Annotated in this window: 19 protein-coding genes; 10 read left to right on the top strand and 9 right to left on the bottom strand. The window is 70.8% G+C overall.

The features are described from left to right. The first annotated feature begins 79 nt into the window (after window positions 1–79). Entirely contained in the window at window positions 80–814 is a 735-nt protein-coding gene (gene zipA, locus Q7W82_RS14335; protein ID WP_242160388.1) for a cell division protein ZipA, read from the top strand. A gap of 353 nt (window positions 815–1167) precedes the next feature. Here the strand turns inward: zipA and Q7W82_RS14330 are convergent, their stop codons facing one another. Next, on the bottom strand, window positions 1168–2298 hold the full coding sequence (locus Q7W82_RS14330; RefSeq protein WP_242160387.1) for a pyridoxal phosphate-dependent aminotransferase: 1131 nt from the start codon (window positions 2296–2298) through the stop codon (window positions 1168–1170). A gap of 890 nt (window positions 2299–3188) precedes the next feature. Between Q7W82_RS14330 and ligA the strand changes: the two genes are divergently transcribed. From ligA to Q7W82_RS14295, 7 genes are all read left to right on the top strand, one after another. Continuing rightward, window positions 3189–5705, top strand: a complete 2517-nt coding sequence (gene ligA, locus Q7W82_RS14325) for an NAD-dependent DNA ligase LigA (RefSeq protein ID WP_242160386.1) — start codon at window positions 3189–3191, stop codon at window positions 5703–5705. After that, window positions 5702–6187: a GNAT family N-acetyltransferase gene (locus Q7W82_RS14320; RefSeq protein WP_242160385.1), complete on the top strand. Its 486-nt coding sequence runs from the start codon at window positions 5702–5704 to the stop codon at window positions 6185–6187. The genes ligA and Q7W82_RS14320 overlap by 4 nt, the downstream gene beginning before the upstream one ends. Then, a complete protein-coding gene (epmA, locus tag Q7W82_RS14315; RefSeq protein WP_242160384.1) occupies window positions 6187–7137 on the top strand; it encodes an EF-P lysine aminoacylase EpmA in 951 nt (316 codons plus the stop codon). The genes Q7W82_RS14320 and epmA overlap by 1 nt, the downstream gene beginning before the upstream one ends. Window positions 7138–7336: 199 nt before the next feature. Continuing rightward, window positions 7337–7981 carry a DUF3011 domain-containing protein gene (locus Q7W82_RS14310; protein ID WP_160947880.1) on the top strand — a complete coding sequence of 215 codons (645 nt, stop codon included), beginning with the start codon at window positions 7337–7339 and terminating at the stop codon, window positions 7979–7981. A 61-nt stretch (window positions 7982–8042) separates the two neighbouring features. Then, the gene (gene mtnA, locus Q7W82_RS14305; protein ID WP_242160383.1) at window positions 8043–9107 is read left to right on the top strand and encodes an S-methyl-5-thioribose-1-phosphate isomerase; all 1065 of its coding nucleotides are present in this window, start codon (window positions 8043–8045) and stop codon (window positions 9105–9107) included. Window positions 9108–9318: 211 nt separating this feature from the next. Next, a complete protein-coding gene (gyrA, locus tag Q7W82_RS14300) occupies window positions 9319–12135 on the top strand; it encodes a DNA gyrase subunit A (RefSeq protein ID WP_242160382.1) in 2817 nt (938 codons plus the stop codon). A 339-nt stretch (window positions 12136–12474) separates the two neighbouring features. Further along, window positions 12475–14904 (top strand): membrane-bound PQQ-dependent dehydrogenase, glucose/quinate/shikimate family, encoded by a 2430-nt coding sequence (locus tag Q7W82_RS14295; RefSeq protein WP_242160381.1) that lies wholly within the window; start codon window positions 12475–12477, stop codon window positions 14902–14904. A 320-nt stretch (window positions 14905–15224) separates the two neighbouring features. On the opposite strand, the gene Q7W82_RS14290 is transcribed toward Q7W82_RS14295, so the two are convergent. Further along, window positions 15225–16079 carry a hypothetical protein gene (locus Q7W82_RS14290; RefSeq protein WP_242160380.1) on the bottom strand — a complete coding sequence of 285 codons (855 nt, stop codon included), beginning with the start codon at window positions 16077–16079 and terminating at the stop codon, window positions 15225–15227. A gap of 159 nt (window positions 16080–16238) precedes the next feature. On the opposite strand from Q7W82_RS14290, the gene Q7W82_RS14285 reads away from it, so the two are divergent. Both Q7W82_RS14285 and Q7W82_RS14280 read left to right on the top strand, forming a co-directional pair. Beyond that, window positions 16239–16652, top strand: a complete 414-nt coding sequence (locus Q7W82_RS14285; protein ID WP_242160379.1) for a hypothetical protein — start codon at window positions 16239–16241, stop codon at window positions 16650–16652. 86 nt (window positions 16653–16738) lie between these two features. Beyond that, a complete protein-coding gene (locus tag Q7W82_RS14280) occupies window positions 16739–17218 on the top strand; it encodes a GNAT family N-acetyltransferase (RefSeq protein ID WP_242160378.1) in 480 nt (159 codons plus the stop codon). A gap of 44 nt (window positions 17219–17262) precedes the next feature. Here the strand turns inward: Q7W82_RS14280 and Q7W82_RS14275 are convergent, their stop codons facing one another. The 7 genes from Q7W82_RS14275 to hutI all read right to left on the bottom strand — a co-directional run bounded on the left by Q7W82_RS14275 (window position 17263) and on the right by hutI (window position 24637). Beyond that, the gene (locus tag Q7W82_RS14275) at window positions 17263–17889 is read right to left on the bottom strand and encodes a TetR/AcrR family transcriptional regulator (protein WP_242160377.1); all 627 of its coding nucleotides are present in this window, start codon (window positions 17887–17889) and stop codon (window positions 17263–17265) included. Further along, on the bottom strand, window positions 17889–18146 hold the full coding sequence (locus Q7W82_RS14270; RefSeq protein WP_010342548.1) for an acyl-CoA-binding protein: 258 nt from the start codon (window positions 18144–18146) through the stop codon (window positions 17889–17891). Before Q7W82_RS14270 ends, Q7W82_RS14275 begins: the two co-directional genes overlap by 1 nt. A gap of 105 nt (window positions 18147–18251) precedes the next feature. Then, a complete protein-coding gene (locus tag Q7W82_RS14265; protein WP_242160376.1) occupies window positions 18252–19070 on the bottom strand; it encodes a hypothetical protein in 819 nt (272 codons plus the stop codon). Between the two features lie 140 nt (window positions 19071–19210). After that, entirely contained in the window at window positions 19211–20878 is a 1668-nt protein-coding gene (hutU, locus tag Q7W82_RS14260) for a urocanate hydratase (RefSeq protein WP_242160375.1), read from the bottom strand. Window positions 20879–20928: 50 nt separating this feature from the next. Beyond that, window positions 20929–21792 (bottom strand): N-formylglutamate deformylase, encoded by an 864-nt coding sequence (gene hutG, locus Q7W82_RS14255; RefSeq protein ID WP_242160374.1) that lies wholly within the window; start codon window positions 21790–21792, stop codon window positions 20929–20931. A gap of 107 nt (window positions 21793–21899) precedes the next feature. Further along, window positions 21900–23438, bottom strand: a complete 1539-nt coding sequence (gene hutH, locus Q7W82_RS14250; protein ID WP_242159053.1) for a histidine ammonia-lyase — start codon at window positions 23436–23438, stop codon at window positions 21900–21902. After that, entirely contained in the window at window positions 23435–24637 is a 1203-nt protein-coding gene (gene hutI, locus Q7W82_RS14245; protein ID WP_242159065.1) for an imidazolonepropionase, read from the bottom strand. Before hutI ends, hutH begins: the two co-directional genes overlap by 4 nt. Window positions 24638–24683 lie beyond the last annotated feature (46 nt).

Here is a 24683-nt window from a genome sequence, read left to right as displayed (position 1 = left end):
GTTGGTCCCGGACCGGCAGGCCTCGTGCGCACCTAGCAGTTGTTTTCCCCCTGTGTACCCTTGCCGGAGTAACCCCTGAATGTCCGACATGGCAATGCTACGCATCGGCATCCTCGCCGCCGGCTTGCTGTTGATTGCGGCGATCTTCCTGTTCGGCCGCCCGAAGAAACCGAGCCAGGGCCGGCGCGTGGAGCCGGCCGATCCGGCCGCGCCGCGCCGCGAGCCCTCGCTGGGCGATGCCCCGGCCACCGGCGATGACGCGCTGGCCGCACCGGGTGCGGACGGCGAGGCGCGCGAACCCGAACTGGGCCTGCCCGCGGCGGAAGCGCCGGGCACCGAACTCGGCAAGCGGCCGAGCCAGGATTTCGACAAGATCGTCTCGCTGTACGTCGCCGCCCGCGCGGGCCAGGTGCTGCGCGGCGAGGACATCGTGGTGGCCGCGGAGAAGACCGGCCTGACCTTCGGCCACATGAACGTGTTCCACCGCCTGGTGGAAGGCCATCCGGAGCGCGGTCCGATCTTCAGCATGGCCAGCATCATGAAGCCGGGCAGCTTCGACATGGCCCACATCCGCGAGATGGAGACCCCGGCGATCGCCTTCTTCCTGACCCTTCCGGCGCCGCTGACCGCGCTCGACGCCTGGGAGAAGATGCTGCCGACCGTGCAGCGCATGGGCGAGCTGCTCGACGGCGTGGTCCTGGACGACAGCCGCAACGCCCTGGGCCGCCAGCGCATCGCCCACATCCGCGACGACCTGCGCGCCTACGACCGCCAGCACCAGGCGCCGCCGTTGACGAAGGCGCCGCGCTGGTGAGCGCCGCGCCGGTGGCGCGACGCCGGGATTGGGGAGTCGGGATTGGGGATTTGTAAAAGCGAGTCCCTGTCGCGCTGATCCTCGAGCGCGCTTTTCCCTTCTCCCTTCGGGAGAAGGTGCCCCGAAGGGGCGGATGAGGGTACGACCGCCGCCGACGCCAGAAGCCCTGGCTTTTGGCTCTCGCGAACTCCAATCACGATTCCCGAACTCGGGCCCCGGTCTGGCGCGCCGTGCCGGAGCTAGCGAATCGTACATCGTGAATGCGACGCACCGAGGCAACACCAGCCACGCCTCAGCCCCACGGCAACCCGCTTTTACGAATCCTCAATCCCAACTCCCCAATCCCAGGCGCGCTACTTGCGCGCCTTCACAAACGCCTCCCGGAACCGCAGCATCTCCGCTTCGCTGCCGACGGTGACGCGGACCAGCTTCGGCCAGATCGGCCAGCTGCGGCCGACGATCACGCCTTGCTTGGCCATCGCCGCGGCGAAGGCGGCGCCGTCGCGTTTGACGTCGACCATGAAGCAGTTGGCCTGCGACGGCAGGCACTTGTAGCCCTTGCTCTGCAGCCAGGCGATGGTGGCGTCGCGGATGCGCGCGTTCTCGGCGCGGCGGGTCGGCACCAGTTGCAGGTCCTGCAGGCTGGCGATGCCGGCGGCGAGGGCGGGCACCGAGACCGGATTCTGGCCGAACGCGGCCAGCTTGGTCTGCAGCCCCGGCGCCGCCACCGCCAGGCCCAGGCGCAGACCAGCCATGCCGTACAGCTTGGAGAAGGTGCGCAGCACCAGCAGGTCCTGGCGTTGGCCGATCAGGTCGATCACCGACGGCTCTTCGCTGTAGTGCAGATAGGCCTCGTCGACCAGCAGCACGCTGGAGGCGGGCTTGTTGGCCAGCAGCCACTCGATGTCGGCGCGCTTGGTGATCGAGCCGGTCGGGTTGTTCGGATTGCACAGGTAGATCAGGCCGGCGTTCGGGTCGGCGCTGGCCATGGCCTTGACGTCGTGCGCCCCGTCGGCGCGCAGCGGGACGCGCCGCACGGGCGCGCCATGCGCGGCGGCGACATCGGCGACGGCCTCGAAGGTCGGGTCGGCCACCACCACGCCGGCGCGCGGCGAGGTGAAGGCGCGCGCGGCGCGCGCCAGCGGCTCGCTGGACCCGGGATAGACCGCGACGTGGTCGGCCGGTAGGCGCTGTTGGCCGACGAAGGCGGCGATCAGTTCGTCGGAGAGTTCGAACAGATAGCGGCCGCTGCGCGGCAGGATCGCCTGCGCCGCCGCCAGCGCTGCGGGCGCAGGACCCAGCGGGCACTCGTTGAAGTTCAGGTACACCGTGCCGGCCGCCGGCGCCACGCCGGGAGTCGTGACCGCGGCGGCGGCCGCCTTGCGCCGCGCCGCCTCCGCGACAGGCGCCAGGCCGACGGCGCCGAGCGCCAGACCGGAGGTGGCCAGGGACAGGAAGGAACGGCGCGAGACCGGTAGCGACACGGGGCTCTCCAGAGCGGGCGGGGGGAGGTCACGTTAACGGGGTGTTAATGGTGGGGCAAGGGTGGTGTGGGGCGGGGATTGGGGATTTGGGATTGGCTTAAAAGCCGGGAATCGGGAATCGGGAATGGGGAATGGGGAATGGGGATTGGGGATTGGGGATTGGGGATTGGCAAAAGCCGGGGCGCTGACGTCGATGGCGCCGCGCGCTCCGCACCCTCACCCCAACCCCTTTCCCGGTGGGAGAGGGGCCTCGACGTTTCCCGTCTCCCTCGGGAGAAGGTGCCCTGCAGGGGCGGATGAGGGTCCGGGCGAAGCCTCGCATTGCCAGCTCGGCGAGAGCATTGCGCGCCCATACCCTCACCCCAACCCCTCTCCCGGCGGGAGAGGGGCTTCGGCGTTTCCCTTCTCCCCCCGGGAGAAGGTGCCCCGCAGGGGCGGATGAGGGTCCGGGCGAAGCCTCGCATTGCCAGATCCGCGAGAGCATTGCGCGCCCATACCCTCAACCCAACCCCTCTCGGCGGCAGAGGAATCAGCTTTTCCCTTCTCCCCTCGGGAGAAGGTGCCCCGCAGGGGCGGATGAGGGTCCGGGCGAAGCCTCGCATTGCCAGATCCACGAGAGCATTGCGCACCCATACCCTCACCCCAACCCCCCTCCCGGCGGGAGAGGGCTCAGCTTTTCCCTTCTCCACCGGGAGAAGGTGCCCCGCAGGGGCGGATGAGGGTACGACCGCCGCCGCCGCAAGACGTCCGAGCGTTGGCATTTGCGAATCCCCAATCTCCAATCCCCAATCTCGGCCTTCAAGCCAATCCCGAATCCCAAACCCCGACTCCCCCATCCCTGCCTTCCAGCTACTATCGCCCCCCTCTCCGTTACCGCACTACCGCTGCGCATGACCGCGAATTCCGATCCCCAGCAGCGTGCCGCCGACTTGCGCCAGCGCATCGACGACGCCAACCACCGCTACTACGTGCTCGACGACGCGTCGATTCCCGATGCCGAGTACGACGCGCTGATGCGCGAGCTGGAGGCGCTGGAGGCCGCGCACCCGGAACTGGCCGGCGCGGATTCGCCGACGCGCAAGGTTGGCGCGCGGCCGGACGGCGGCTTCCCGGAAGTGCGCCACGCGATCCCGATGCTGTCGCTGGCCAACGCCTTCGAAACCCCGGGCGTGGACGAGGACGCAGACGATCGCACGCGCTTCGCCGAAGTCGCCGATTTCGAGCGCCGCATCGAGCGCGAACTGGATCTGGCCGCGCCCGTGTTCTCGGTCGAGCCGAAGCTCGACGGCCTGGCGATCAGCCTGCGCTACGAGGACGGCGTGTTCGTGCAGGGCGCCACCCGCGGCGACGGCAGCACCGGCGAGGACGTCACCGCCAACCTGCGCCAGGTGCGCTCGTTGCCGCTGAAGCTGCGCGACCTCGGCACGCCGCCGCCGGCGGTGCTGGAGGTGCGTGGCGAGATCTACATGCCGCGTGCCGCCTTCGCCGCGTGGAACGCGCAGGCGCTGGAGCGCAACGAAAAGCTGCTGGCCAACCCGCGCAACGGCGCCGCCGGCTCGCTGCGCCAGCTCGATCCGGCGGTCACCCGGCGCCGGCCGCTGGCGTTCTTCGCCTATTCGGTGGGCGAGGTGCGTGGCCTGGAACTGCCGGAAACCCATTCGCAGACGCTGCAGCTGTTGCGTGACTACGGCTTCCCGGTCGCGCCGGAGGCGGACACCGCCACCGGCTTCGACGGCCTGATCGCGTATTTTCGCCGCATCGGCGCCGCCCGCGACACCTTGCCGTACGACATCGACGGCGTGGTCTACAAGCTCGACGACTACGACCAGCAACAGGCGATGGGCTTCGTCTCGCGTGCGCCGCGCTGGGCGCTGGCGCACAAGTTCCCGGCGCAGGAACAGTCCACCGTGTTGCGCGCGATCGAGGTGCAGATCGGCCGCACCGGCGCGGTTACCCCGGTGGCGCGGCTGGAGCCGGTGCAAGTCGCTGGCGTCACCGTCACCAACGCGACGTTGCACAACGCCGACCAGATCGCGCGGCTGGACGCGCGCGAGGGCGACACGGTGATCGTGCGCCGCGCCGGCGACGTGATCCCGGAGGTGGTACGGGTGATCGAGGAACGGCGTCCGCCCGGCACCGTGCCGTGGACGATGCCGGCGACGTGCCCGGTGTGCGGCTCGGAGCTGGTCAAGGAAGAGGACGCGGTGGCCTGGCGCTGCAGCGGCGGCCTGGCCTGCGCCGCGCAGCGCAAGGAGGCCTTGCGCCACTTCGCCTCGCGCCGCGCGCTGGACATCGAAGGCCTGGGCGAGCGCCAGGCCGACGCCCTGGTCGAGTTCGGCTTCGTGCAGTCGCTGGCCGACCTGTACGCGTTGAGCGTGGAGGACCTGGTGATGATGAAGGCGGCGCTCGACGCTGCCACGGCTGCCGACCTGCTGCAGGCGGTGGAGGACAGCAAGGGCGCACTGGCGCTGGACGCGGCCGGCCGCGCCGCGTTGGACGACGAGGCCACTCAGTGGCGGCGCGCCGATTTCCTACGCACGCACATGGCGGTGGACCTGGGCGGCAGGCTGGCGACCAAGTGGGCCGAGAACCTGGTCGCCGGCATCGACGCCAGCCGCGCCACCACGCTGCCGCGCTTCCTGTTCGCGCTGGGCATCCCGCACCTGGGCGAAACCACGGCCAAGGCGCTGGCCTACTGGCTGGGCTCGCTGGCGTTCGTGCGCAGCACCCCGGCAGTGCTGTTGCAGGCCTTGCCGGACATCGGCGGCGAGGTGGCGCGCTCGATTGCGACGTTCTTCGAGCAGCCCGGCAATGCGGAAGTGGTCGATGCGCTGATCGCCGCCGGCATTCGCTTCTCCGACGAGGGCGCGCCGCCGGCGGAATTGCGCGAGCGGCTGGACCTGGCGCATCTGCTCGGCACGCTGCCGGTGGACAAGCTCGGCGGCAAGAGCGCGCAGCGCCTGGCCGCCACCTACGGCACCCTGGACGCGCTGCTGCGCGCCAACGAAAGCGGCTGGACCGGGGCCGGCCTGTCCACCGCCGGTGCCGCCAACCTGGCCGCGTACCTGGCCGATCCGGCGCAGACGCAGGCCTTGCTGGAGGCCGAGGCGGCGATGCGACGCCTGCTCGATGCCGCGCCGGCGCAGACGCAGCGCCGCGCCGGTCCGCTGGACGGGCAGACCGTGGTCCTGACCGGCACGCTGACCGCGCTGACCCGCGACGAGGCCAAGGCGCAACTGGAGGCGCTGGGCGCCAAGGTGGCCGGCAGCGTGTCGAAGAAGACGGCGTTCGTGGTTGCCGGCGAAGCCGCCGGCTCCAAGCTCGACAAGGCGCAGGAACTGGGCGTGGCGGTGTGGGACGAGGCGCAGTTGCTGGCGTTCCTGCAGTCGCAGGGGCAGGGCGCATGAGCGCGCCTGGCATGGTGCAGGAAGAACTGCGCTGGCGCACCGCCGGCACGGCCGACCAGCCGGCCCTGCTGGCGATGCTGCAGGCATTCTACGCCGAAGACGGCATCGCCTTCGATGCCGAGCGGGTGACGCGCGGCCTGCAGGCGTTGCTGGCGCAGCCGGCACTGGGCGAGGCGCTGTTGTGGCTGGCGCCGGACGGTGCGGTGGTCGGCTATGCGCTGATCACCGCCTGCTTCAGTGTCGAACTGGGCGGGCGCTATCTGCTGCTCGACGAGCTGTACTTGGGCCCGGCCGCGCGCGGCCGCGGCTGGGGCCGGCGCGCAGTGGCGCTGGTCGAGGCGCGCGCCCGCGCGCTGGGCGTGGATGTGCTGCGGATGGAGGTCAACCATCACAACGCCGATGCCAAGCGCCTGTACCTGGGCCTGGGCTACCGTGACGACGCGCGCGACCAACTGAGCCGCCGGCTCGACATGGCGCCCTGATGGACCTGCTGTCCACCCTGCAGTTGCGCGCCCGGCTCAATGCCGCCATCCGCGCCTTCTTCGCTGCGCGCGGCGTGCTGGAAGTGGAGACGCCGATGCTGTCGGCGGCCGGCAACACCGAGCCGAACATCGACAGCTTCCAGACCCGCTTCAGCGGCCACGTCGATGCCGGCCCGGCATTGCGCTGGCTGCGCACCTCGCCCGAGTACCCGCTGAAGCGGCTGCTCGCTGCCGGCATCGGCGACTGCTACGAACTCGGACGGGTGTTCCGCAACGGCGAGGCCGGCGGCCGCCACAATCCCGAGTTCACCATGCTCGAGTGGTACCGGGTCGGCTGGGATCACCGGCAGTTGATCGAGGAGACCGTGGAGCTGGTGCGCACGGCGCTGGCCCTGGTCGGGCGCAGCGCGACGTTGCAGGTGCTCAGTTACCGCGCGCTGTTCCTGCAGGGGCTGGAGCTGGATCCGTTCGCCGCGCCGCTGGAGGCGCTGCAGCAGCCGTTGCGCGATATCCGCATCGACGCCGAGGGCCTGGGCCGCGACGACTGGCTGGACCTGCTGATGACCCATCGCCTGCAGCCCGCGTTCCCCGCCGACCGCCTTACCGTGGTCCATGACTGGCCGGCCAGCCAGTGCGCGCTGGCGCGGGTCCGCGCTGGCGATCCGCCGGTGGCCGAGCGCTTCGAGCTGTACCTGGGCGGTTACGAACTGGCCAATGGCTATCACGAGCTCAACGATGCCGCCGAGCAGCGCCGGCGTTTCCTGCGCGACCATGCGCTGCGCCAGGCGCGCGGCGCGGTGCTGCCGCCGCTGGACGAACGCCTGCTACAGGCGCTGCCCTCGCTGCCCGATTGCGCCGGTGTGGCGGTGGGCGTGGACCGGCTGCTGATGGCGATGCGCGGCACCGCGCAGATCGGCGATGTGCTCGCCTACGATTTCGCGCATGCCTGAACCGGCCGTCACGCGCTGTCGCGGCGCGTTGTTGCGTTGTCCACACCGATGATGGTTTGATCGGGCACGGCATGCGCACGCCGCGCGCCAGCAGGTCTTCGTTGTTCAGGTTCTAGGCATAGGGGCAGAGCCAAGCATGAAGTGGGCGTACGGGCTCGGTGGCTGGTGTTGGCTGGGATTGGCGGCAAGCGTGTGGCCGATGCCGTCGCCGGCGCAGACCGCCGATGCGTACGACGCGGCGGTGGTGCGCTGCGAATCGCGCGACATGACCTGGGTGCACTGCCCGATGCCGACCGCGCAGGGCGTGCAACTGGTGCGGCAACTGTCCGACAACGACTGCATCCGCGGCAGCGAGTGGGGTTCGGACGCCACCGGCGTGTGGGTGACCCTGGGCTGTCGCGCCGAATTCCGCCCCAATCCGGGGGAGGCGCCGCGCAGCGCCATGCGCCGCGTGCTGCGCTGCGAGTCCGATGGTCGCCTGGAGAGTTGCCCGGTGATGCTGCGCGGCGCGCCGGTGCGGCTGATGCGCCAGCTGTCGTCGGTGCCGTGCCGCGAGGAGCGCAGCTGGGGCGTGCGCCGCAACGAGATCTGGGTCGCGCGCGGCTGCCGCGGCGAGTTCGAGATCGGTGCCGCCGACGGATCCGGATTCCCCGCCGGTCCGCGGCCGGTGCTGTGCGAATCCAAGGGCAAGGCCCGGCGCCGCTGCGGGGTCAGTGTGCAGGACCATGTCGAGCTGCGCCGGCAGCTGTCCGGCGCCGCCTGCGTGCAGGACGACAGCTGGGGCTGGGACCGCGACGGCATCTGGGTCGACAAGGGCTGCCGCGCCGAGTTCAGCGTCAACTGAGCGCAGTGCCGCGGCGCCGCGCCGTCCTCAATCCGCAATCGCCGGCGTTTACAATGGGGCGATGAACGCCGCCCTCGATATCGATTACGCCCGCTACGACCATATCCGCCCGATCCTGTGGACCGGCGACGCACTGGAACTGCTGGACCAGCGCAAGCTGCCGTTCGCGGTGGAGCATGTGCGCTGCAGCGACAGCGACCAGGTCGCCGCGGCGATCCATGCCCTGGCCGTGCGCGGCGCGCCGGCGATCGGCATCGCCGCCGGCTGGGGCACGGTGCTGGCCGCGCGCGAGGTGCAGGCCGACAACGGTGCCGAGGCGCTGCTGAAGCTGGAGCCGGCCCTGCAGCGGCTCAATGCCGCGCGGCCGACCGCGGTCAACCTGGCCTGGGCGCTGGCGCGCATGCGCACCGCGCTGGGCGCGGCCGGCAGCGACTGGCGCTCGGTGCTGGAGCGCGAGGCGCAGGCGATCGCCGAGGAGGATCTGGCCGCCAACCGGCATATGGGCGCGCTCGGCGCCGGCCTGATCGCCGCCGGCAGCGGCGTGCTCACCCACTGCAACACCGGCTCGCTGGCCACCGCCGGTTTCGGCACCGCGCTGGGCGTGATCCGCGCCGGCGTCGCCCAGCAGCGCATCGCCAAGGTGTTCGCCGGCGAGACCCGGCCCTGGCTGCAGGGCGCGCGGCTGACCGTGTGGGAACTGCAGCAGGACGGCATCGACGCGACGCTGATCGCCGACTCGGCGGCCTCGCACCTGATGAAGACCGGGGCGGTGCAGTGGGTGATCGTCGGCGCCGACCGCATCTGCGCCAACGGCGACACCGCCAACAAGATCGGCACCTACCAGCTGGCGATCGCCGCGCGCCACCATGGGGTCAGGTTCATGGTGGTGGCGCCGTCATCCACCGTGGACATGGACACCGCCGACGGCGCGCAGATCGAGATCGAGCAGCGCGATCCGGGCGAGCTGTTCGGCGTCGGCGGCACGCGCACCGTGGCCGACGGCATCGCCGCCTGGAACCCGGTGTTCGACGTGACCCCGGCGACGCTGATCGATGCCATCGTCACCGAGCGCGGGGTGATCGAGCAGCCGGACCCGGCGCGCATGCGCGCCGCCTTCGGCGGCTGAGCGCCGGGGCAGCGCCACAGCGCCCGGCAAACCCGGCCGATGGCGCGCAAGTGCTTGTTCGCGCCGGCAAAAACCGGGCAATCGGGCGCCCGTCATGATAGAATCCGGCGGTTCGATCGACCGCCGTGCGCCCTAGGCCTGCGGCCGCGGCGGGCCCGCCTGTCGTGGGCCGGCGTCGTGGTCGATCCGCCACCAGACTTACGGAACCCGAATGGCAGAATCCGCCAAGGAAATCATCCAGGTCAACCTGGAAGACGAGATGCGCAAGAGCTACCTCGATTACGCCATGAGCGTGATCGTGGGGCGTGCCCTCCCGGATGCGCGCGACGGCCTCAAGCCGGTGCATCGCCGCGTGTTGTTCGCGATGAACGAGTTGGGCGCGCACAGCAACAAGCCCTACTACAAGTCGGCGCGTATCGTCGGCGACGTCATCGGTAAGTACCACCCGCACGGCGACCAGTCGGTGTACGACACCCTGGTGCGCATGGCGCAGCCGTTCTCGCTGCGCTACATGATGGTGGACGGGCAGGGTAACTTCGGCTCGGTCGACGGCGATTCCGCGGCGGCGATGCGTTACACCGAGGCGCGCATGTCGCGGCTCGCGCACGAGATGATGGCCGACATCGACAAGGAAACCGTCGATTTCCAGCCCAACTACGACGAGAAGGAACAGGAACCGTCGGTGATGCCGACGCGCTTCCCGAGCCTGCTGGTCAACGGCTCGGCCGGCATCGCGGTGGGCATGGCCACCAACATCCCGCCGCACAACCTGACCGAGTCGATCAATGCCTGCCTGGCGCTGATCGACAACCCGCAGATCGACGTCGACGGGCTGATGGAACACATCCCGGGCCCGGATTTCCCGACCGCGGGCATCGTCAACGGCACCACCGGCATCGTCGCCGGCTACCGCACCGGCCGCGGCCGCGTGCGCATGCGCGCCAAGGCCGAGATCGAGATCCAGGACAACGGCCGCGAAGCGATCGTGGTCACCGAGATCCCGTACCAGGTCAACAAGGCGCGGCTGATCGAGAAGATCGCCGAGCTGGTCAAGGAAAAGAAGCTCGAGGGCATCAGCGAGCTGCGCGACGAGTCCGACAAGGACGGCATGCGCATCTACATTGAGGTCAAGCGCGGCGAAGCCGCCGACGTGGTGCTGAACAACCTGTACCAGCAGACCCAGATGGAGTCGGTGTTCGGCATCAACATGGTGGCGCTGGTCGACGGCCGCCCGCAGCTGCTGAACCTCAAGCAGATGCTGGAGGCGTTCGTTCGCCACCGCCGCGAAGTGGTGACCCGCCGCACCATCTTCGAACTGCGCAAGGCGCGCGCGCGTGCGCACATCCTGGAAGGCCTGACCGTCGCGCTCGCCAACATCGACGAGATGATCGAGCTGATCAAGACCTCGGCGAACCCGAACGAGGCGCGCGAGCGCATGCTGGCCAAGACCTGGCAGCCGGGCCTGGTCGGCGCGCTGCTCAGTGCAGCCGGCGCCGAGGCCTCGCGCCCGGAAGACCTGCCAAGCGGCGTCGGCCTGGTCGGCGGCGGCTACCAGCTGACCGAAGTGCAGGCCACGCAGATCCTGGAAATGCGCCTGCACCGCCTGACCGGCCTGGAGCAGGAGCGCCTGACCGAGGAATACAAGCAGCTGCTGGAAGCGATCGCCGGGCTGATCCGCATCCTGGAAAACCCGGACGTGCTGCTGCAGGTGATCCGCGAAGAGCTGGTCAACATCCGCGAGGAATACGGCGATGCGCGCCGCACCGAAATCCGCCACAGCGAAGAGGATCTGGACATCCTCGACCTGATCGCGCCGGAAGACGTGGTGGTGACCCTGTCGCATGCCGGCTACGCCAAGCGCCAGCCGGTCAGCGCCTACCGCGCGCAGCGCCGCGGCGGCCGCGGCCGCAGCGCGGCGGCGACCAAGGAAGAGGATTTCATCGACCAGCTGTGGCTGGTCAACACCCACGACACGCTGCTGACCTTCACCAGCAGCGGCAAGGTGTTCTGGTTGCCGGTACATCAGTTGCCCGAGGCCGGACCGAATGCGCGCGGCCGCCCGATCGTCAACTGGATTCCGCTGGAGAACGGCGAGCGCGTGCAGGCGGTGCTGCCGGTACGCGAGTACGCCGAAGGCCGCTACGTGTTCTTCGCCACCCGCAACGGCATGGTCAAGAAGACCCCGCTGAGCGAGTTCGCGTTCCAGCGCAAGATCGGCAAGATCGCGATCAACCTGGACGAGGGCGACGCGCTGGTCGGCGTGGCGCTCACCGACGGCGAGCGCGACGTGCTGCTGTTCGCCTCCAACGGCAAGACCGTGCGCTTCTCCGAGCGGCCCAAGGACGACGAGGCCGATGATGCGGTCATCGACGACACCGGTGCCGACGAAAGCGCCGCGGCCGACGACGAGGTGGCGGGCGAGGAGGGCGACGAGGCCCGCGGCGCGCGGCGCAAGAGCCGCGGCGGAGTCAAGCCGACCGGGCGCAGCAGCCGCGGCGTGCGCGGCATCCGCCTGGCCAAGAGCGAGTACGTGGTCAGCCTGATCGTGGCCGAGCCGGCCGAGGGCCAGGACGAGGACGCCGACGATGTCGACGCCGCGGCCGACACCGAGGTCGAGGCCGAGGCGCGCAACGGCGACGAGGCCGATGCCTACATCCTCACCGCGACCGAGAACGGCTACGGCAAGCGCACCCCGCTGGGCGAGTATCCGCGCAAGGGGCGCGGTACCCAGGGCGTGATCGGCATCCAGACCAGCGAGCGCAACGGCAAGCTGGTCGGTGCGGTGCTGCTGAGCACGCGCGACGAAGTGCTGCTGATCTCCGACGGCGGCACCCTGGTGCGCACCCGCGCCTCGGAAATCTCCCGCGTCGGCCGCAACACCCAGGGCGTGACCCTGATCCGCCTGTCCAAGGGCGAGAAGCTGCAGGCGGTGGAACGCCTGGACGGCTCGCTGGTCGAGGAAGACGCGCTGCCGGGCGAGGACGGCGTCGCCGAATCCGCTGGCGAGGCGGCACCGCTGCAGGAGTGATCCGCGCCTGAGCGAACGACGACGCCGGCCTCGTGCCGGCGTCGTCGTTTTCGGGGACGGCGCGTGACGCGGCGGGCGTGTCCGCGTGCGGCGCACGCGTGCCGTGCCAAGGCGGTTCCATGCGTCCGGATGACGATGTCGGATCGCCGCTGGGGGCGATACACAAGCGGCGTGACGCCCAGGTCGGCGCCGGGTCACGAGGACCGCAACGTTGCGTGTCAGCGTGTGTCACCGAGAAACGCATCACGTTCACTTGCTGCTTGGGATAAGGATGCGCGGCGCGTGTGCGCCGCTGCCACGTCGGATGTTCCGCGTGGCCGTGTCCTGCAAGGAGTGGCAATGAATGCATTCGAACAAACGCAGCGTCGCGGCGGCTGGCCGCTGCGCCTGCTCGGCGGCGCCTGCGCGCTGATCGGCGTGGTGCTGGCGGCCGGCGGCGCCTGGCTGCTGGCGCTGGGCGGGTCCTGGTACTACCTGGTCGCCGGCCTCGGTCTGGCGATTTCCGGCGTGCAGCTGTGGCGCGCGCGGCGCAGCGGCGCGTTGTGGTTCGCCGCGACCTTCCTGCTGTCCCTGCTGTGGGCGGCATGGGAGTCGGGCACCGATTATTGGCGCTGGGTGCCGCGCATGGGCCTGATGGTGTTCCTGGCGTTGTTGCTGGCGCTGCTGCTGCCGCGGCTGGACCGGCCGTTCTCGCGCACGCTGTCGCGCGCGCTCGCCGCGGTGCTGGCCCTGGTGTTCGTCGGCGCGTTCGCGCTGGCGTTCCTGCCGTACGGCGTGACCGAGGCCGACGGCACGCTGGCGCATGCGGCCGGGATGGCCGCGGCGCTGGCGACCCCGCGCGCCGGCGCGCAGCCGGCCGATGCGCCCGCCGATGCCGACTGGGCCGCCTACGGCCGCGACAACGCCGGCAGCCGCTACACGCCGTTGCGCCAGATCGCCCCGGGCAACGTGGCGCAACTGCGCACCGCCTGGACCTTCCGCACCGGCGACCTGCCGGACAAGCGCTGGGGCGCGGAGACCACGCCGCTGAAGATCGGCGACAGCCTGTATCTGTGCAGCGCACGCAACCAACTGATCGCCCTGGATGCGCGCAGCGGCCGGGAACGCTGGCGCTACGACCCCAAGGTGGCGGACAAGGCGATCCCGTACACCGCCGCCTGCCGCGGCGTCAGCTACTACGCGGTGCCCGATGGCCAGCCGACGGCGTCGGCCGCGTGCCGCCATCGCATCATCGAAGGCACCCTGGACGGGCGCCTGATCGCGGTCGATGCGGCCGACGGCAAGCCCTGCGAGGACTTCGGCCAACACGGCCAGGTCGACATCACCGTCGGCATGGGCTCCACGCCGCCCGGCTATGTCTCGATCAATTCACCGCCGACCATCGTGCGCGGGGTGGTCGTCACCGGGCACCAGGTGCTGGATGGACAGAAGCGCTACGAGCCGTCCGGCGTGATCCAGGGCTTCGACGCGGTGACCGGTGCGCTGCGCTGGGCCTGGGACATGACCCATCCGGACTGGGCCGGCGCGCCGCCGCCGGGGCAGACCTGGACCCGCGGTACGCCCAACATGTGGACCAGCGCGGCCGGCGACGAACAACTCGGCTACGTGTACCTGCCGATGGGCAATTCCTCGGCCGATTACTGGAGCAGTTCGCGCACCCCGCAGGAAGACCGCTATGCGACCTCGCTGGTCGCGCTGGACGTCACCACCGGCAAGCCGGTGTGGAATTTCCAGACCACCCATATCGACGTGTGGGACTACGACCTGGGGTCGCAACCGACCCTGCTGGATTTCCCGCATGACGGCAAGACTGTGCCGGCGGTGCTGCTGCCGAGCAAGCAGGGCGAGCTGTACGTGCTCGACCGGCGCACCGGTAAACCCCTGGTCGGGGTCGAGGAACGCGCGGTGCCGGGCGGCGGCGTGGAACCGCAGCGCCGCGCCAAGACCCAGCCGTTCTCGCTGTACCACTCGCTGCGCAAGCGCGACCTGACCGAACGCGACATGTGGGGCATGACCCCGATCGACCAATTGGTGTGCCGCATCCAGTTCCGCAGCGCCAGCTACAAGGGCATCTACACGCCGCCGGAAGCCGACCGCCACTCGATCGAGTATCCCGGCTACAACGGCGGCTCGGACTGGGGCAGCGTGGCGGTGGACCCGCAGCGCGGGGTGGTCGTCGCCAACTACAACGACATGCCCAACTACAACCTGCTGGTGCCGCGCGCCAAGGCCGACAAGATGGGCTGGGCGCCGCGCGATCAGGTGCGCGGCGACAGCGGCGGCGCCGAGGGCGCGGGCGATCCGCAGGCGGGCACGCCGTACGCGATCAACGTCAACGCCGGCTGGCGGCTGCCGTTCACCGGGCTGCTGTGCAAGCAGCCGCCCTACGGCGGCATTCGCGCGATCGACCTGGCCAGCGGCAAGACCCTGTGGGACCGTCCGTTCGGCAGCGCGCGCGGCAACGGCCCGTTCGGCATCCACTCCGGCTTGCCGATCGAGATCGGCACGCCCAACAACGGCGGCGCCGTGGTCAGCGCCAGCGGCCTGATCTTCATCGCCGCGGCGACCGACGACATGATCCGCGCGATCGACCTGGCCAGCGGCAAGACCCTGTGGCAGGCCAAGCTGCCCGCCGGCGGCCAGGCCACGCCGATGGTGTACGCGGTCGACGGCCGCGAGTACCTGGTCATCGTCGCCGCCGGCCATCACTTCATGGAGACTAAGCGCGGTGACTACGTGATCGCCTACGCGCTGCCGCCGGCAAAGTGAGGCGGACCGTCGCTGCGAGGTCGCGATGCGGCTTCGCGGCGGCGGGACGGGTGGGCGCGGGAGGGGCGTCTTCGGTCGCTCTGCCTGCCGCCCAGCGAGCAGCGTTGCGTCGCGATGCGTCCGCGCGAGGCATGGGCGATTCGCGCCTTGTAGGTAGGAGTGGCTTCAGCCGCGACAGGTTTTCCCCGGGAACGCCTGTCGCGGCCGAAGCCGCTCCTGCGAGACACGCTAGTGCCGGCGGCGCACCGCTACCGCGGAGGGGCAGGCATGGCAATTGACGCCTGCCCCCGCCATGTCACGCCTGCCAAACAGGGCGGCGCTTACTCCAACTGGTCACGCGCGAACGCCGCGTCCAACGCCTCCATCGCATCGCGTGGCTTGAGCTTGGCGGCCTTCTCGAACGCCGCGGCGGCGTCGTCCTCGCGCTTGTCGCCATGCAGCAACAGCAATACGTTGGCGTGTTCGATGTGGGCGATCGGCGCGTCCGGCACCAACTTCAGCGCCTGCTGGATGTGCTGTTCGGCGGTGGCGGCCTTGGCCCCGTAGGTCAGGCCGCCGATCATCGCGCCGACCTTGCCGATGATCTCGGCGTGGTACAGGGCCAGCGCCATGTGCGCCTCGGCATGCTTGGGCTCCAGCTCCAGCGCCGCTTCCAGCGATGCCCGTACCTTGCCGGCGATGCCTTGCTTGAGCGCCTTGACGATGCTCAGGCCCTGGCTGTAGCGGCCCAGCGCGAAGGCGTGGCGGTAGTGGCTGTTGGCCTCGTCCGGCAGTGCGGCGATCGCCGCCTCGGCCAGTGCCGCGGCCTGCTGCAGCCGCTGCAATTGCGTTTTTTCGTCGTCGACCAGATAGCCAGCGTGGATGCCGATCGCCTTGACCGCGACCGAGGCGCCGAACACGCCCAGTGCCTTGCCGCCCTCGTAGGCCTGCTGGAACTGCCCGTGGTGGAAGGCCCGCCAGGCCTCGATCAGCGCCGCCGACAGGGTCTGCGCATCGTTGCCCTTGCCGGCCTTGCCGGCGGCGTCCAGCAGCGCCTGCGCATGGGCCGGATCCGGGTAGGGCTCGCGGTCGCCGGCGTGCAACTTGGGCCAGGCCTTCTTCAGCGCATCGCCAGCGTAGGCGTAGCCCTTGGCGTCGTACGGAAACGGCGCCCACGCGCCCGATGTTGCAGCCATGCGGATCTCCCTGTGCGGCGCCGGGCCACGGCGTCCGCGCCGAGCATGGCGCGGGCGCCGGCGCGTGGCAAGGGTGGCGGCGGATAGTGTGTTTGCTCAAGCCGCCGGCGCCAGCATGGCGCGCATCGGGGCCACGTCGGCCCAGTTGGAGATCGTGCGATGGCGACCAAGAAACGTTCCACCTCCGCGCTGCGGCCGGATCGGCTGAACCCGCGGCACCTGTGGCTGGCCGGGCTGGGCGTGGTCGCGCTGACCCGCAAGCGCGCGCTGGCCGCAGCGGCCGATGCCGCGCAGGGCGCGGCGACATTGAAGGCGCTGGCCACGCAACTGGCCGACGAGGCCGAGAGCAGCGTGCGCGAGGGCGCCGCGGCGCTGCGCGGGCAGGTGCAGCCGCTGAGCGCCGAGGTCGAGGCGCGCCTGCAACCGGTGCTGGTCAAGCTGGGGCTGCAGCCGCGCCCGCACCCGCGCAAGCGCGCGGCCACCGGCAAGCACGCCGCCAAGAAGCGCGTCGTCAAGAAGCCGGCCGGCAAACGCACGGCGAGCGCGGGCAGGGCACGCCGCACCGGCGCCTGACCTGGCGTATGCCACGGCGCACAGCGGCACGCGCGCTCGGGCATACTCGGCCGCGTCGACCCGACCCGACCCGAGGCAACAGCGTCATGCAGATCCGGCCCGCCACGCGCGACGATGCTGCCGCCATGGTGGCGGTGCAGAACGCCATCTTCGCCGCCGGCCTGCGCAAGGCGCCGACCGACCTGGCGACGGTCTGCGCGACCTACCTGACGCATCCCGACCGCATCCAGTGCGTGCTGGCCGAGGACGCCGACGGTGCGGTCCTCGGCTTTCAGTCGCTGCGGATCGCCCGTCCCGGCAATGCCTACGACGTTGCCGACGGCTGGGGCATCATCGGCACCCACGTCGACCCGCGCGCCGCGCGCCGTGGCGTCGGCAGTGCACTGTTCCGGGCTACCTGTGCGGCGGCGCGCAGCGCCGGGCTGACCCGGATCGACGCCAGCATCGCCGCCGACAATGCGCTCGGGCAGGCGTACTACGACGCCGTCGGCTTTCGTACCTATCGCGAGCCGCCAGGCCTGGTGTGCAAGGTCTACGTGCTCGACGGCGCCACGACCGACGGCTGAGCGCGGTTGCGCCACGTGCGTTTGCGCGCGGGGGGCGGGGTGTCTCAATCCAGATAGGCGTCCATCAGCGCGGCCAGGTGCGCGCGTTCGATCTCGCGCAGGAACGGCGCGATCAGGCGCATCACCTGCACGATGCCTTGGCGGATCGCCACCTGCTCGTCCTTCTCGCCGCGTGCGGCCGCGTAGTTGAGCCAGAACGTGGCCACCACCAGCGCATTGGTGGCCACGCCCTCCAGCTCCTGAGGACTGGCGCGCATCGCCCCGGTCTGCGCCAGCCCCTGGAACACCGCCTGCACGCTGGCGTCGGCGCGGCGCAGGATGCGCGCGAAGCGCAGGCGCAGGCGCCGGCTGCGGCTGAGGATCTCGACCAGGTCGCGGTACAGGAAGCGGTAGTCCCAGATGCACTCGAACACCAGGTGCAACTGCAGCCAGATGTCTTCCAGCCCGGGCAGGCGCGCGCTCGGCAACGCCAGCGCCGCGTCCATGCGCTCCTCGTAGCGCGCGAACAGGTGCTCGATGATGTCGTCCTTGTTGCGGAAGTGGTAGTACAGATTGCCGGGGCTGATCTCCAGCTCGTCGGCGATGTGGTTGGTGGTGACGTGCGGCTCGCCCTGTGCGTTGAACATCGCCAGGGCGGTCTCGAGGATGCGCCGCCGGGTGTCGCGGGCCATCAGGCCAGCAGCTTCTTCACCAGGTCCACGTACTTCTTCTGCGCGTCGGCCTGCGGCATGCCCTTGAGCTTGGCCCAGGCCTCGTACTTGGCGGTGCCGACGAAGTCGAAGAAGCCCGGCTTGGCGCCGCTCACGTCGCCCTCCGAGCCTTGCTTGTACAGCGCATACAGCCGCAACAGGGTGTCGTTGTCGGGACGCTCCGCGCGCTGCTTGATGTCCTGGACCGCTTTCTCGAAGGCCGCCTTGCTGTCCGCCATGATCCCGCTCCGCCCTGACCGGCAGGCATCACAGCACGGGCGACCGGCCGGGTCAACGCGGGCCGCGGACGGCCATGCCGGCGGCCGTCCGCGCGGACACCGCCGTCACAGCATCGACAGTGCGTCGATCTGGTGGCTCTCGGCGATGCGTTCGTGCGCGTGCGCGGCCTGTTCCTGCGCGGCCTGCGCCTGCCGTGCCAGCGAGGCCTTGGCCGCGATCGAACGGATCGCATCGGTGACTTCGGCCAGCGGCACTTGCGTGCTGAGCCGTTGGAAGGTGTCGCGGCTGTTGTAGCCGGAGCCATCGCGCAGGTACTGCTCGTACATGGTCAGCAGTTCGGTGCAGGCCGCGGTCAGGGTTTCCATGTTGTTGCGGGCCAGCGCATGGCCGACCTGGTCGAGATTGTGCAGGCAGTCCGAGAGCCAGTGCAGGTCGTAGCGTGCGCTGGCCGGTTCCTGTCCGTTGTGGCCGCGGCTGTAGGCGCTGTAGCGGCGGATGCTGCGCGCCACCCGCGCGACGTGCGCGAGCAGGGTGCCGACCTCGTCGGCGATGTCGATCTGCGCCAGGGCGATGGTCGACGGCGGCGCGACCGGGGCCGGGGCGGGCGCCACCTTCGAGGTTGCGGTCGCAGGCGCATTGGCAGGCGCGGCGGTGGCGGACGCGGCCGCCGCGGGTGCCGCCTCGTATTCGTAGGTCGCGCGCAGGCGCTCGTGGTCCTGACGCAGCGTCTCCAGCTCCTGCGCGCTGGCGGCGGCCTGCGCCTTCAGCTGGCTCAGCGCCGCCTGATACCGCGCGATGGCCTCCTTCGCAGTCGCGTCGCGTCGATAGGCATGCCCCAGACGCTGGAACAAGCCATGCGCGAACGCGGTGGCAACGGCAGCCCACAGCGCCACGGCAGGAGTGAGGTAGATCAGGATGCCCATGCAGGCTCCTTGAAACGATGCATCCCTTGTCGGCGTGGCGCGGCCGATCTTGAGGGTGCATCGTCGGAGCGGTGACGCAGTTCCGGTTTGGCGCCTGGTGCACCCGGTCGCCGCCTCGGGGCGGCGGCCGGGTGCGGGGCTCAGCGCAGGATGCCCGGCAGGTCCAGGTGCTTCTCGCGGGCGCACTCCAAGGCGATGGGGTAGCCGGCGTCGGCGTGCCGCATCACGCCGGTGGCCGGGTCGTTCCACAGCACGCGGGCGATGCGCTTGGCCGCCGCCTCGGTGCCGTCGCAGACGATGACCATGCCGGCATGCTGCGAGAACCCCATCCCGACGCCGCCGCCGTGGTGCAGCGACACCCAGGTGGCGCCGCTGGCGGTGTTGAGCAGGGCGTTGAGCAGCGGCCAGTCGGAGACCGCGTCCGAGCCATCGGCCATCGCTTCGGTCTCGCGGTTGGGAGAGGCGACGCTGCCGCTGTCCAGGTGGTCGCGGCCGATCACCACCGGCGCCTTCAGTTCGCCCTTGGCGACCATTTCGTTGAACGCCAGGCCCAGGCGATCGCGGTCGCCCAGGCCGACCCAGCAGATCCGCGCCGGCAGGCCCTGGAACTGGATCTTCTCGGCGGCCATGTCTAGCCAGCGGTGCAGGTGCGGGTTGTCCGGAATCAGTTCCTTGACCTTGGCATCGGTCCTGGCGATGTCTTCCGGGTCGCCGCTCAGCGCCGCCCAACGGAACGGGCCGACGCCGCGGCAGAACAGCGGGCGGATGTAGGCGGGGACGAAGCCCGGGAAGTCGAAGGCATTGGCCACGCCCTCTTCCAGCGCCATCTGCCGCAGGTTGTTGCCGTAGTCCACGGTCGGCACGCCCAGGGAGTGGAAGCCGAGCATGGCGCGGATGTGGTTGGCCATCGAAGCGCGCGCGGCCTGTTCCACCTCCTTGGGGGCGGAGACGCGCTTGGCGTCCCACTGCTCGACCGTCCAGCCCTGCGGCAGGTAGCCGTTGACCGGGTCGTGCGCGGAGGTCTGGTCGGTCAGCAGGTCCGGCTTGACCCCGCGCGCCAGCAGTTCGGCGAGCACGTCGGCGACGTTGCCGAGCAGGCCGACCGAGCGCGGCGTCTTCGCCGCGCAGGCGTCGGCGATCAGGCGCAGCGCCTCGTCCAGCGAATCGGTCCAGGTGTCCAGGTAGCCGGTGCGCAGGCGCATGTCGATGCTGCTCTTGCGGCATTCCACCGCCAGGCACGAGGCGCCGGCCATCACCGCGGCCAACGGCTGCGCGCCGCCCATGCCGCCGAGGCCGCCGGTGAACAGCCATTTGCCGCTCAGGTCGCCGCCGTAGTGCTGCCGGCCCATTTCCACGAAGGTCTCGTAGGTGCCCTGGACGATGCCCTGCGCGCCGATGTAGATCCAGCTGCCGGCGGTCATCTGGCCGTACATGGCCAGGCCTTTCTTGTCCAGTTCGTTGAAGTGGTCCCAGTTGGCCCAGCGCGGCACCAGGTTGGAGTTCGCGATCAGCACGCGCGGCGCGTCGGCGTGGGTGCGGAACACGCCCACCGGCTTGCCCGACTGCACCAGCAGGGTCTGGTCGTCGTCCAGGCGCTTGAGCGTCTCGACGATGGCGTCGAAGCTCGCCCAGTCGCGTGCGGCGCGGCCGATGCCGCCGTACACCACCAGTTCCTGCGGGCGCTCGGCCACGTCCGGGTGCAGGTTGTTCATCAGCATGCGCAACGGCGCTTCGGTCAGCCAGCTCTTGGCGGTGAGGGCGCTGCCGGTGGGCGCTTGGATGGTGCGGGTGGCGTCGAGGCGGGTCATGCGGGAATCCTCAGGTGGATGCGCGGAAGGCGGAACGCGATGCGCGCGCGTCAGTCGGCGGCGCGGGCGGATGCGGCGGGGCTGCGGGCGAAGTCGAGGCAGGCCTGCAGCACCTGCTGCAGCACCGCGCGCAGCGGCGCGGCGTGGTCGGGTTGCCAGGGTGACGGCCAGTTGCTGGGGTCGACCGTGTCGGGCTCGTGCATGTAGCCGCGGCAGGCCAGTTCCATCTGGATCGCGTGCACGCCGTCGGCCGGCGCGCCGTGGTGGCGGGTGCTCCAGCCGCCCTTGAAGCGGCCGTTGCGCACGTGGCTGAAGCCGCTGCCGGCGCAGACGCGTTCGATCGCATCGGTCAACGCCGCCGCGCAACTGCCATCCACCGCCCCGGAGGCGCCGGCGCTGCCGATGTTGAACTGCGGCAGCTCGCCGTCGAACAGGTGCGGGATGCGCGAGCGGATCGAGTGCGCGTCGTACACCACGATCGCCGGGTGCAGGGCGCGCAGGCGGGCGATCTCCGTTTCCAGCGCGGCGTGGTACGGCGCGAACCAGCGCGTGCGACGCGCGTCGATCTCGGCCGCATCCGGCTCGGCGCCGGGCCGGTACAGTGGCTGCGCGTCGAAGGTGGTCAGCGGGCACAGCCCGGTGGTGTTCTGCCCGGGATACAGCGACACCCCGGCCGGATCGCGGTTGACGTCGATCACCGAGCGCGAGATCGCGGTGCGCACGGTGGTCGCGCCGAGTGTCCTGGCGAAGTCGTACAGCAGGTGCACCCACCAGTCGGCATCGCGCTGCGCCAGCCACGGCGAGACGAAGCGGTCGGCCAGCGCCTCCGGCAGCTCGGTGCCGGTATGCGGGAAGCTGAGGATCAGCGGCGCATCGCCGCGGTGCACAGTGAGCCAGTCGGGCAGGGATGTCATACGGCCTCGCGGGTTGTGCTTGTCGTAGGAGCGGCTTCAGCCGCGACCGGGCATTCCCGGGAACGCCCGGTCGCGGCTGAAGCCGCTCCTACAGGGGTATCGTCGGATCAGCCGCTCGCCTCGGGCAGCAGCATCCCCACCGCCGCGGCCAGCGCGCCGTCGCGTACCAGGGCGGTGGCGGTCAGCATGTCCGGGTGGAAGTAGCGGTCGTCCTGCAGTGCCGGCACGCGGGTGCGCAGTAGCGCGCGCGCCGCTTCCAGCGCGGCGCTGGAGCGCAGCGGTGCGTGGAAATCGCAGCCCTGCGCGGCCGCCAGCAGTTCGATGCCGACCACGTTGGCCGCGTTCTCGGCCATCGGCAGCAGGCGGCGCGCGCCGTGCGCGGCCATCGACACGTGGTCTTCCTGGTTGGCCGAGGTCGGGATCGAGTCGACGCTGGCCGGATAGGCGCGTTGCTTGTTCTCCGACACCAGCGCCGCCGCGGTGACCTGGGGAATCATGAAGCCGGAGTTGAGGCCGGGCTTGGGCGTCAGGAACGCCGGCAACCCGGACAGCGCCGGATCCACCAGCATGGCGACGCGGCGCTCGCTGATCGAGCCGATCTCGCACACCGCCAGCGCCAGCATGTCGGCGGCGAAGGCCACCGGCTCGGCGTGGAAGTTGCCGCCGGACAGTGCTTCGCCGGTGTCGCTGAACACCAGTGGGTTGTCGGAGACACCGTTGGCCTCGGTAGCCAGGGTGGTGGCCGCCTGGCGCATCACGTCCAGCGCCGCGCCCATCACCTGCGGCTGGCAGCGCAGGCAGTACGGGTCCTGCACGCGCACGTCGTTGTCGCGGTGTGAATCGCGGATCGCCGAGTCCTGCATCAAAGTGCGCAGCGCGGCGGCGGTGGCGATCTGCCCGGGCTGGCCGCGCAGCGCGTGGATGCGCGGATCGAACGGGGTATCCGAGCCTTTCGCGGCCTCGGTGGACAGCGCGCCGGTGACCAGCGCGGCATGGAACACGCGCTCGATCTCGAACAGCCCGGCCAGCGCATAGGCGGTGGAGTACTGGGTGCCGTTGAGCAGCGCCAGGCCCTCCTTGGCGCCCAGCGTCAGCGGCTGCAGCCCGGCCTGGGCCAGCGCCTGGGCGGCCGGCAGGCGCGCGTCGCCGACGAAGGCCTCGCCGACGCCGAGCATCACCGTGGCCAGGTGCGCCAGCGGCGCCAGGTCGCCGGAAGCGCCGACCGAGCCCTGGCACGGCACCACCGGGATCACCTCGTGCTGCAGCAGGGCCTCCAGCAGCGCCAGCGTCTGCGGCCGCACGCCGGAAGCGCCCTGGGCCAGGCTGGCCAGCTTCAGCGCCATCATCAGCCGCACCACCGGCACCGGCATCGGCGCCCCGACCCCGGCCGCATGCGACAGCACGATGTTGCGCTGCAGGGCTTCCAGGTCCTCGCGCTCGATGCGCACGCTGGCCAGCTTGCCGAAGCCGGTGTTGATGCCGTACACCGGCGCGCCGCTGGCCACGATCGCCTCCACGGTCTGCGCGCTGCGCAGCACCGCGTCGGCGCAGGCCGGGTCCAGGCGCACGCCGGCGCCGCGATACACGGCGCGCCACTGCGCCAGGCTCACCGCGCCCGGGCGCAGCAGGATCTCGTTGTCGCTCATTGTCCTCTCCAGATACGCGCATGCAGCGGGTTGAAGCCCATGCGATAGACCAATTCGGCCGGTTCGGCGATGTCCCAGATCGCCAGGTCGCAGGCCAGCCCGGCGCGCAGCCGGCCGACCCGGTCCTGGCGCCCGAGCGCGCGTGCCGCCTCGCGGGTGAAGCCGGCGATGCATTCGGCCACGGTCAGCCGGAACAGCGTCGCCGCCAGGTTCATCGCCAGCAGCGGGCTGGTCAGCGGCGAGGTGCCGGGATTGCAGTCGGTGGCCAATGCGCGCGGCACGCCGGCGGCACGCAGCGCGGCGATCGGCGGCAGCTGGGTATCGCGGGTGAAATAGAACGCACCCGGCAACAGCACCGCGACGGTGCCGGCGGCGGCCATCGCGGCGACGCCGGCGTCGTCCAGGTATTCGACATGGTCGGCCGAGCGCGCGCCGTAGCGCGCCGCCAGCGCCGCGCCGCCCTGGTTGGACAACTGCTCGGCGTGGATCTTCAGCGCCAGGCCGTGGCGCTGCGCGGCCTGGAACACCTGCTCGGTCTGTGCCGGGCTGAACGCCAGGTGCTCGCAGAACACGTCCACCGCCTCGGCCAGGCCCTGCGCGGCGACCGCCGGGATCATGCGCGCGCAGACGTCGTCGATGTAGGCCTGCGCCTCGCCGCCGGGCGGCACCGCGTGCGCGCCGAGAAAGGTCGGCGACACCTCCACCGTGCGCAGTTCGCCCAGGCGGCGGGCCACGCGCAGCAGGCGCAGTTCGTCCTCCAGCGTGAGGCCGTAGCCGGACTTGATCTCCACCGTGGTCACGCCTTCGGCCAGCAGTGCATCCAGCCGCGGCAGGCTGGCGGCGAGCAGGGCGTCCTCGTCGGCGGCGCGGGTGGCGCGCACCGTGGAGACGATGCCGCCGCCGGCGCGGGCGATGTCGGCGTAGCTGGCGCCGAGCAGGCGCTGCTCGAACTCGCCGGCGCGGTTGCCGGCATAGACCAGGTGGGTGTGGCAATCGATCAGGCCAGGACCGATCCAGCGTCCGCCGCAGTCGATGCTGCGTTGCGCCGATAGCGGGCCGGGCAACTGCGCGGCGGCGCCGGCATAGACGATGCGGCCATCGCGGCACGCGACCACGCCGTCGTGGACCACGCCCAAGCCGCCGTCCTCGGCGTCCAGCGTCATCAGGTGCGCGTTGTGCCAGAGCGTGTCGCAGGGCATGGTCACGGGCAGGCTCGTCGGTTATTTTGTATATACAATATTGTGG

It is taken from the genome of Xanthomonas indica, from assembly GCF_040529045.1.
Taxonomy (GTDB): domain Bacteria; phylum Pseudomonadota; class Gammaproteobacteria; order Xanthomonadales; family Xanthomonadaceae; genus Xanthomonas_A; species Xanthomonas_A indica.
Note: the sequence above shows the minus strand (reverse complement) of the source record. Positions and strands in the feature narration are given on the sequence as shown.